Origin of the sequence: Flavobacterium sp. (genome assembly GCF_043780635.1) — a bacterium.
Lineage (GTDB): Bacteria > Bacteroidota > Bacteroidia > Flavobacteriales > Flavobacteriaceae > Flavobacterium.
This window is the reverse complement of sequence record NZ_JAYWCK010000045.1, coordinates 1-9,925: the sequence shown is the minus strand read 5'-3', so window position 1 is coordinate 9,925 and position 9,925 is coordinate 1. Positions and strand designations below refer to the sequence as shown.

General features: G+C 34.2%; 7 protein-coding genes and 1 pseudogene. 6 read left to right on the top strand and 2 right to left on the bottom strand.

Annotated features, from left to right (window positions below; genetic code table 11):
- From ACH2BV_RS04545 to ACH2BV_RS04535, 3 genes and pseudogenes are all read left to right on the top strand, one after another.
- Nucleotides 1-494 (top strand): annotated as a pseudogene (locus ACH2BV_RS04545) (hypothetical protein); the annotation flags it as partial.
- A gap of 129 nt (nucleotides 495-623) precedes the next feature.
- Nucleotides 624-2,585, top strand: a complete 1,962-nt coding sequence (locus ACH2BV_RS04540) for a KUP/HAK/KT family potassium transporter (RefSeq protein WP_395049537.1) — start codon at nucleotides 624-626, stop codon at nucleotides 2,583-2,585.
- A 119-nt stretch (nucleotides 2,586-2,704) separates the two neighbouring features.
- Nucleotides 2,705-3,961 (top strand): RsmB/NOP family class I SAM-dependent RNA methyltransferase, encoded by a 1,257-nt coding sequence (locus ACH2BV_RS04535; protein WP_395049536.1) that lies wholly within the window; start codon nucleotides 2,705-2,707, stop codon nucleotides 3,959-3,961.
- Nucleotides 3,962-4,065: 104 nt separating this feature from the next.
- On the opposite strand, the gene rho is transcribed toward ACH2BV_RS04535, so the two are convergent.
- On the bottom strand, nucleotides 4,066-5,847 hold the full coding sequence (gene rho / locus ACH2BV_RS04530) for a transcription termination factor Rho (RefSeq protein WP_395049535.1): 1,782 nt from the start codon (nucleotides 5,845-5,847) through the stop codon (nucleotides 4,066-4,068).
- A 179-nt stretch (nucleotides 5,848-6,026) separates the two neighbouring features.
- Between rho and ACH2BV_RS04525 the strand changes: the two genes are divergently transcribed.
- On the top strand, nucleotides 6,027-6,440 hold the full coding sequence (locus tag ACH2BV_RS04525) for a DUF4293 domain-containing protein (protein WP_395049534.1): 414 nt from the start codon (nucleotides 6,027-6,029) through the stop codon (nucleotides 6,438-6,440).
- 161 nt (nucleotides 6,441-6,601) lie between these two features.
- Here the strand turns inward: ACH2BV_RS04525 and ACH2BV_RS04520 are convergent, their stop codons facing one another.
- Entirely contained in the window at nucleotides 6,602-7,096 is a 495-nt protein-coding gene (locus tag ACH2BV_RS04520) for a metallophosphoesterase family protein (protein ID WP_395049533.1), read from the bottom strand.
- Between the two features lie 171 nt (nucleotides 7,097-7,267).
- Between ACH2BV_RS04520 and truA the strand changes: the two genes are divergently transcribed.
- Nucleotides 7,268-8,029 (top strand): tRNA pseudouridine(38-40) synthase TruA, encoded by a 762-nt coding sequence (gene truA, locus ACH2BV_RS04515; protein ID WP_395049532.1) that lies wholly within the window; start codon nucleotides 7,268-7,270, stop codon nucleotides 8,027-8,029.
- Between the two features lie 21 nt (nucleotides 8,030-8,050).
- Nucleotides 8,051-9,805 carry an ABC transporter ATP-binding protein gene (locus tag ACH2BV_RS04510; protein ID WP_395049531.1) on the top strand — a complete coding sequence of 585 codons (1,755 nt, stop codon included), beginning with the start codon at nucleotides 8,051-8,053 and terminating at the stop codon, nucleotides 9,803-9,805.
- The last annotated feature ends 120 nt before the right edge of the window (nucleotides 9,806-9,925 follow it).

Below are 9,925 nucleotides of genomic sequence, written 5' to 3'. Positions count from 1 at the left end.
CACAGAGAACAGAATCGCGAAGAGATTATTCTCAAAACAGAAATGAATCTCCAAGAGCATCGGCACCACAGAGAACAGAATCGCGAAGAGATTATTCTCAAAACAGAAATGAATCTCCAAGAGCATCAGCTCCGCAAAGAACAGAATCGCAAAGAGATTATTCTCAAAACAGAAATGAATCTTCAAGAGCATCTGCGCCACAGAGAACAGAATCGCAAAGAGATTATTCTCAAAACAGAAATGAATCTCCTAGAGCATCAACTCCGCAAAGAACAGAAACACAAAGAGATTATTCTCAAAATAGAACCGAATCGCCAAGAGCATCTGCTCCGCAAAGAACAGAATCTCAAGGAAATTACTCTCAAAACAGAACTGAATCTCCAAGAGCATCGGCTCCGCAAAGAACCGAATCTTCCAGAGAAAATACTCAATCTAGAAATTCATCCTCAGGAGACAATAATAATTCTTCAAGGGGCAATAACAGAAGATCATAACACATTTAAAAAATCATTAAAAAAACACGGTTCTATCAACCGTGTTTTTTATATATATATATTTTTTACATATCAATCAATAATATATTTAAAAACAGTAGATTTGTCAAGTTTTTTATATAAATATACATGAGTATTTCGCATAAGGACTTACATAGTAAGTTAACATTAGGAGGTTTATTAATTTCATTAGGAATAATTTACGGTGATATTGGAACCTCTCCATTATATGTAATGAAAGCCATAATTGGTTCGCACGTTATAAATGCAGACATAGTTTTAGGTGGTATTTCTGCGGTTTTTTGGACACTTACCTTGCAGACCACTATAAAATATGTTCTCATCACTTTAAGTGCTGATAATCATGGTGAAGGTGGGATTTTTGCATTATATGCTTTAGTGAAAAAGACTAAAATACAATGGTTAATTATACCAGCCATTATTGGAGGAAGCGCCTTGCTTGCCGACGGAATCATTACTCCGCCTATTTCTGTTTCATCAGCTGTTGAGGGGATAAAAACTTTTTATCCGGAGATAAATACAGTTCCCATTGTAATTGGTATTTTATTTGTGTTGTTTACCATTCAGCAATTTGGTTCTAAATTAGTAGGTCGTTTTTTCGCTCCAATGATGCTTCTTTGGTTTGGCATGCTTGGTATTTTAGGATTAATACAAATTACAAAACACGCAGAAGTTCTAAAGGCAATTAATCCTTATTATGCTTATAACTTATTGACAATTCATCCAGAAGGTTTTTATGTTTTGGGATTTGTTTTTCTATGTACCACTGGAGCCGAAGCATTATATTCGGATATGGGACATTGTGGAAGAAAAAACATCAGAATCAGTTGGATTTTTGTAAAAACTACATTAGTCTTAAACTACTTTGGTCAAGGTGCTTATTTGATTCATCACGAAGGATTTACCTTGGTAGGTTTAGGAGGAGAAAATGGAAATCCATTCTATTTAATAATGGCAGATTGGTTTCAACCTTTTGGAATCATAGTGGCAACACTTGCTGCAGTAATCGCATCGCAAGCACTCATAAGTGGTTCATTTACATTGATAAATGAAGCAATGCGCTTGAACTTTTGGCCAAAAGTAAGAATAAAATATCCTTCAGAATTAAAAGGACAATTGTATATTCCATCGATAAACTGGCTATTGTTTTTTGGTTGTGTTGGCGTAGTCTTACACTTCGAGAAATCAAGTAATATGGAACACGCATATGGATTAGCTATTATATTGTGTATGATAATGACCACGGTATTACTCAATTATTATATGATATTAAAAAGAGTAAAAGTGTATTTTATGGTACCAATAATAACTATATATTTAACAATTGAATTTGGTTTCCTTATTGCTAATATTACAAAATTTGCCGAAGGTGGCTATGTTACATTAATGATAGCTTCTGTTCTTATTTCTATTATGACAATTTGGTATTTTGCTAAGAAAATTAACAAAAGCTACACTCAAATTGTAAAATTAGACGATTATAAAAAAGTATTAGTAGAATTAAGTGACGATTTATCGATACCAAAATATGCTACCCATTTAATTTATTTGACAAATGCTGGCAGAATTGATGATATTGAGGAAAAAGTAATGTATTCTATTTTACGAAAAAGACCAAAACGAGCTGACATTTATTGGTTTGTTCATGTTAATATTTTGAATGTACCTTATAAAACCGAATATAAAGTTTCTGAAATTGCTAAAGACACCATATTCAGAGTCGATTTTAATTTAGGATTTAGAGAACCTACAAAAATTAACCTGATGTTTAAAGAAGTAATTACAGATATGGTAAAAAAAGGAGAGGTTGATGTAACCAGTAGATATGAATCTTTAAATAAAAACAATATTATTGGTGATTTCAAATTTGTCTTATCCGAAAAATATTTATCTAATGATAGTGATTTGACTTTCTTCGAAAAAATAATTATGAATTCTTATTTCTTTATCAAGAAATTAAGTTTGTCTGAAGAAAGCGCCTTTGGTTTAGATAGTAGTTCTGTAAAAGTGGAGAAATTCCCAATGGTACTTCATGCTCCTGAAAACATTGGTTTAACCAGAATTCAATAAAAATTTATTTTATAATAATAAGCTAAAAAACACTGTTTTGAAACAGTGTTTTTTTATGCCAAAATTAAAAATTTATCTTTCAATCATTTAGTAGTACCTTTGCACCTCAATTATTTAAAATGAGATTACACAGAAATTTAGTTTACACCACCATTGATGCTTTAAATGCTATCTTCAACGAAGGAGAATATGCTGATAAAGTTGTAGCAAGATCCTTAAAAAAAGACAAACGTTGGGGAAGTTCCGATAGAAAATTTGTAGCAGAGACCATATACGAAATCGTTCGTTGGAAAAGATTATACGCAGAAATCGCAGAAGTAAAAGAACCATTTGACAGAGACAATCTTTGGAGGATGTTCTCCGTTTGGGCAGTTTTAAGAGGATATCCTATCCCCGACTGGCGCCAACTTGAAGGAACTCCAGAAAGAAAAATAAAAGGACGTTTTGATGAACTTTCAAAAATAAGAACTTTAAAAGAATCTATCCCGGATTGGATGGACGAATTAGGCGTGAAAGAATTGGGAGAAAAAGTTTGGTCTACAGAAATAGCAGCTCAAAACCAACCTGCCAAAGTTATCCTACGAGTAAACACACTAAAAACGACAAAAGAACAATTAAGAGCCATCTTGATGGACTTGAATATTGAAACCGAATACTTGAAGGATCAACCCGATGCTTTGGTTTTAAAAGAAAGAGCAAATGTCTTTTTAACGGATGCTTTCAAACAGGGATTTTTTGAAGTTCAGGATGCCAATTCTCAATTGGTTGCCGCTTTCCTTGATGTGAAACCTGGAATGCGCGTAGTGGACACTTGTGCTGGTGCAGGCGGAAAAACTTTGCACATTGCCGCTTTGATGGAAAATAAAGGGCAATTGATTGCAATGGATTTGTATGAAAGCAAATTGAAACAATTGAAATTGAGAGCCAAAAGAGACGGCGCTTTTAATATTGAATATCGTATTATTGACACCACAAAAGTCATCAAAAAACTACACGAAAAAGCAGATAGAGTTTTGATTGACGCACCTTGCAGCGGTTTGGGAGTTCTAAAAAGAAATCCCGATGCTAAGTGGAAATTACAACCCGAATTCATCGACAATATTCGAAAAGTTCAAGCTGAAGTATTGGAAAATTATTCCAAAATTGTAAAACCTGGTGGAAAATTAGTTTATGCAACTTGTTCCATTTTACCTTCTGAGAATCAAGAACAGGTAAAAAAATTCTTGGCGACAGATATTGGAAAACAATTTGACTTTATAAAAGATCGCAAAATACTAGCTTCTGAATCAGGATTTGATGGATTTTATATGGCACTTTTAGAACGTAAAGAAAGTATTGAACAAAAAGAAAAAAGAGTACAGAAAGAAATAGAATAGAATCTAGATTATAGACTCCAAACTTCAAAAAAAATCCTCGATTGCTCGAGGATATTTTTTATGCTGTCGTATCTTTTCTCTATATTCTTTATTCTATTCTCTTTTTAATCATTCATCGAAATCAAAAACTCCTCATTATTTTTGGTTTTCTTAAAACGATCGTTGATAAAATCCATTGCTTCCACAGGATTCATATCCGATAGATATTTTCTCATAATCCACATTCTTTGCAACGTTTTAGCATCTAACAACAAATCATCGCGTCTTGTACTTGAAGAAGTTAAATCAATCGCTGGGAAAATACGTTTGTTGGCAATTTTTCTGTCCAATTGCAATTCCATATTTCCAGTTCCTTTGAACTCCTCAAAGATAACTTCGTCCATTTTTGAACCAGTTTCTGTCAAAGCAGTTGCAATGATACTCAATGAGCCACCATTTTCTACATTTCGAGCCGCTCCAAAAAATCTTTTTGGCTTCTGTAATGCATTCGCATCAACACCACCACTCAATACTTTACCCGAAGCTGGCTGTACTGTGTTGTAAGCTCTTGCTAAACGTGTAATCGAATCCAATAAAATCACAACATCGTGACCACATTCTACCAAACGTTTTGCTTTTTCAAGTACTATATTTGCGATTTTAACGTGTTCTTGTGGTTCTCTGTCAAAAGTCGAAGCAATTACTTCACCACGAACGCTGCGTACCATATCAGTAACCTCTTCTGGACGTTCATCAATTAACAAAACAATTAAATAAACCTCAGGATGATTGGCAGCAATGGCATTTGCAATGTCTTTTAGCAACATTGTTTTACCCGTTTTTGGTTGTGCCACAATCATACCACGTTGACCTTTTCCGATTGGTGAAAACAAATCAATAATTCGGGTAGAAATAGTACTTTGTCTTTCGGCTAATTTGAATTTTTCGGATGGAAAAACAGGAGTTAAATGTTCGAATGAAACTCGGTCACGAACCACTTGCGGGTCGTGTCCGTTGATTTTTAAAACGCGAACTAAAGGGAAGAATTTCTCGCCTTCTTTTGGAGGACGCACCACTCCTTTTACTGTATCTCCGGTTTTAAGTCCGAATAATCTAATTTGTGAAGTTGACAAATAAATATCATCTGGCGAAGCCAAATAATTATAATCAGATGAACGAAGGAAACCATAACCATCAGGCATCATTTCAAGGACTCCTTCACTTTCAATAATTCCGTCAAATTCAAAATCTGAATCTCTAAAATTGTTTTTCTTGCTTTTGAAATTTGGATTTACATTTCCGTTTCCATTTCCGTTTCCATTTCCGTTTTGGTTAGGATTGGCGTTAAGGTTTTGATTTGGATTTTGCTTATAGAGTTGATTAGGATTTAGTTTTTTGGCAGGAACGGCAACCTCTGCATTTTCTATAGTTTCAGCATTTTCGACAGTTTCAGCAACAGAATCAGCTTCATTCTCTGCAACTGCCTCTACTGCTTCTTCTTTTTGCTTTTGCAAAGCCATCTTCTTTTCGTAGGCTGATTTATTAAATTTAATCACTTTCCCTACTTTCTTTTCGGAAGCAACTTCAACAGGAGTTTCGTTTATTGCCACAGGAACACTTGGTTCTATTGCAATTTCTTCGTCAGAAAAAAGAGAATTATTGGAATTTTTTTGAATAGCCACTTTTTTGGGGGCTACAATGCGAGCTCTTTTGGGCTTATCATCTTCTGATTTAGCTTCAACCATTTTAGTATCTGAAGTTGAATCAGTTGTTGCCGACTGAAGTTCCAAAATTTGGCTAATTAATGCCTCTTTTTTTACACCGGCAATTTTTATTGTTTTAGCTGCTTTAGCTATTTCTTGAAGCTCAGAAAGCTTCATTTCTTTTAATGCAGAAATGTCAAACATAAATGTTCTGTGAGTTTAAATAATTTGGGTATACTATAAAAGTGTGTAGTAAAATTTGATTTTGAATTGACCGAAGAATGAAGTACTTACGGATTTGTTATGCAATATTACGAATAATTTTTAATCTACAATAGTATTTATTAAAAAGAAAATATATTTTTGTAAAAGAAATAGAGAAAATGTTACAAAGAATTCAAACTATATATTTACTTCTTGCCTTTGCGGTAACTGGAATTTTACCATTCTTCATTTCGTTATGGACAATGGCTGATGGTTCAGCGTATTTTTTTATGCAAAATCAGGTATATGTTGTTCTATTTGGATTGAGCACAACGCTGACTTTGTTGAGTGTTGTTTCATATAAAAAAAGACAAAATCAATTTGTTATTGGCAGATTGAATATAATTTTAAATTTAATTTTATTAGGCTTGTTTGTTTATCGTTCACTAAATGTATCTGGAGAAACACTGGCTGTTTCTGAGAAAGGTATTGGGATGTTTCTTCCTATTGTTGCTATCGTGTTGTTAGTCTTAGCTAACAAGGCCATCAAAAAGGACGAAGATCTTGTAAAATCTGTGGACAGATTGAGATAATCCTATAAACTTAGTTTATTAGTGCGAAGGAAACCCGAATGTAAAAGTTCGGGTTTTTTTGTTCCTCACCCCAGCCACGACAAGGCGTGGAGCCGAAACTCGAAAACTAAAGTCGTTGTATTTTATATTACAAAGCCATCTGCACATTAAAAAACTGAACACTATTTTTTCCCAATTTCAATTATTTCCAAATCTTTTATTTTGTCACCATCAATCACAAAACGCAACATCGTTCGTACTTGATGAAAACCGCTTTTTCCTGCAGCTCCGGGATTCATATGCAAAAGATTATTTTTCTTATCGAAAATCACTTTTAGAATATGCGAATGACCACAAATAAATAACTTTGGAGGATTTGTTGCCATTTCAGCCTTAATATTTGGATTGTATTTTCCCGGATAACCGCCAATGTGAGTAATCCAAACATCTACTCCTTCACACATAAATCGATTGTGCAAAGGGAATTCCATTCTAGCTTTATCATCATCAATATTCCCATAAATGCCGCGCAACGGTTTGATTTTTTTTATCGTATCCGTAACGATTAAATCTCCGATATCACCGGCGTGCCAGACTTCGTCAGCCTGTGCCACATATTTTAAAATTGTGTCGTCAATGTGACTGTGAGTATCGGAAAGAAGAAGTATTTTTTTCATATTTACAATGTCATTGCGAGAGACGAGCGCCATCTAGGCTATGTTTTTGTGGTAAAAATAAACATTCAAATTCCAAATAAAAAATCAAATCAAAACTTAAAAAACTTTGCGCCTTTGTGTCTTCGTGGCAAAAAAATTAATAAGTATCTTTGCAGCTTCAAAAGAAATCACTTGAGGTATTTTATAAAACTGGCATACAACGGAACCAATTATCACGGATGGCAATACCAACCCAATGCTTCTTCTGTTCAGGAAACACTGAACAAAGCAGTTTCGGTCGTATTGAATTCCGAGGTAAATCTTATGGGAGCAGGACGCACAGACACTGGTGTTCACGCCAAGGAAATGTTTGCCCATTTTGATTTTGAAACTCCATTCGAAATTCAAAGTATTGTACACAAACTCAACTCCTACTTGCCAAAAGATATTGTCATTTATGATATTATTCGAGTTCACAACGATGCTCACGCTCGCTTTGACGCTACAAAACGAACGTATGAATATCATATAAATACTTTTAAAGATGCTTTTTTGCAAGACGGAAGCTGGTATTTTCATCAAGAATTAGACATCGATCTAATGAATGAAGCTTCAAAATTATTGTTTGACCATATTGATTTTCAATGTTTCTCGAAAGTAAATACCGATGTAAACACCTTCGATTGTACTATTTTTGAAGCCCATTGGACTCGAGGCGCAGCCAAGCAGGACAACAACAACCTTGTATTTACAATTTCGGCAAATCGTTTTCTGCGAAATATGGTTCGAGCCATTGTAGGAACTTTAGTTTATGTAGGTTTGCACAAAATTACCCTGGCCGATTTCGAAGCCATAATCAAAGGGAAAGACCGAGATAAAGCTGGTTTCTCAGTTCCGGCACACGGATTATATTTGACAAAAATTGATTATGATTATTTACAGCAGATTGCTTAGCAAACTCACAACAATATGAAAATGAAAGCAAAAGCATTCGACACACGTTTATTCAAACGAATATTAAAATATACTAAGCCTTATCAATTGCGTTTTAACGGCGTGATTATTTTTGCTATTTCATTATCGGTTTTTGCAGCTCTGCGTCCGTATTTATTGAAACAAACTGTAGATGGATACATAAAGACACACGAGCAATACGGTCTTTTGCTTTACGTTAGCTTGATGGGATTTGTGCTTTTATTAGAAGTTTTTTCACAATTTTTCTTTGTGTATTGGGCAAATTGGCTCGGACAAGATATTGTAAAAGACATTCGTACCAAAATGTTCAAACACATTCTAAGTTTCAAAATGAAATATTTTGACAATGTCCCTGTCGGTCAACTTGTAACTCGCTCCGTTTCTGATATTGAAGCCATTGCACGTATTTTTAGTCAAGGATTATTTATGATTATCAGTGACCTGATGAAAATGATTGTGGTATTGTTTTTTATGTTTTACATGAACTGGAAACTGACATGGATTGTAATTGTTGCTATGCCGATATTAGTTTTCATCACTCGAATATTCCAAAGAAAAATGCAGGTGGCTTTTGAAGAAGTGCGAACACAAATTGCCAATTTGAATTCCTTTGTACAAGAACGAGTAACGGGAATGAAAATTGTCCAACTGTTCAATCGAGAAGATATCGAATTCGAAAAATTTAAATCTATCAATGAAAAACACAATAAGGCTTGGATAAAAACAATATTATACAACTCTATTTTCTTTCCTATTGCCGATATTATTTCGTCACTAACCCTTGGTTTTATTGTGCTATACGGAGGCCTCAAGATAATCAATGGTGATCATTTCACAACATTTGGGGATTTGTTTTCTTATACAATGTTCATAGGAATGTTATTTAATCCGTTGCGTCAAATTGCGGATAAATTCAACGAAATGCAACTGGGAATGATTGCCGCCAATCGTGTTTTTGACATTCTAGATACCCAAGACCAAATTCAGGATACAGGAACTATTGAAGCTCCTATCTTCAAAGGAAACATCCAATTCAAGGATGTTCATTTTAGCTATATAGACCAAGAATATGTCATAAAAGGAATTGATTTAGACGTAAAAGCTGGAAAAACTATTGCCATTGTTGGCGCAACAGGAGCTGGAAAATCGACTATTATCAATTTACTAAACCGTTTTTATGAAATTAATAGCGGTACGATTTGTATTGATGGACATAACATCGAAAACTATACTTTAAGTTCGCTGCGTAAGCAGATTGCAGTGGTTTTGCAGGATGTATTCCTTTTTGCCGATACTATTTTCAATAACATAACCCTAAGCAATCCTGATATTTCCCGTGAGCAGGTTTTGGCTGCAGCCAAAAAAATTGGGGTTCATAAATTCATTATGAGTTTGCCTGATAATTATGATTTTGACGTAAAAGAGCGTGGCGTAATGTTGTCTTCTGGCCAACGCCAACTCATTGCTTTTCTTCGTGCCTATGTGAGTAATCCAAGTATTCTCATTCTTGATGAAGCAACTTCTTCTATTGATACTTATTCTGAAGAGTTAATTCAAAAAGCTACAGAAACCATTACCAAAGGCAGAACTTCAATAGTAATTGCGCATAGATTAGCAACAATCATTAACGCCGATAAAATTGTCGTTATGGACCAAGGTCTAATTGTAGAACAAGGAACCCATCAGGAATTATTGGAGAAAATAGACGGTTATTACAAAAACTTATATTATTCCCAGTTTGTTGTTCAGGGTTAATATCGTTTTTTGAAGCCTTTATCAGGGCAAACGCACCAGTTTTTTTTTAAAAACTATATAATTATCTGAATATAAATGGTTTAATGCTTGTTTTATAATAAAAAATATCATATATTATAC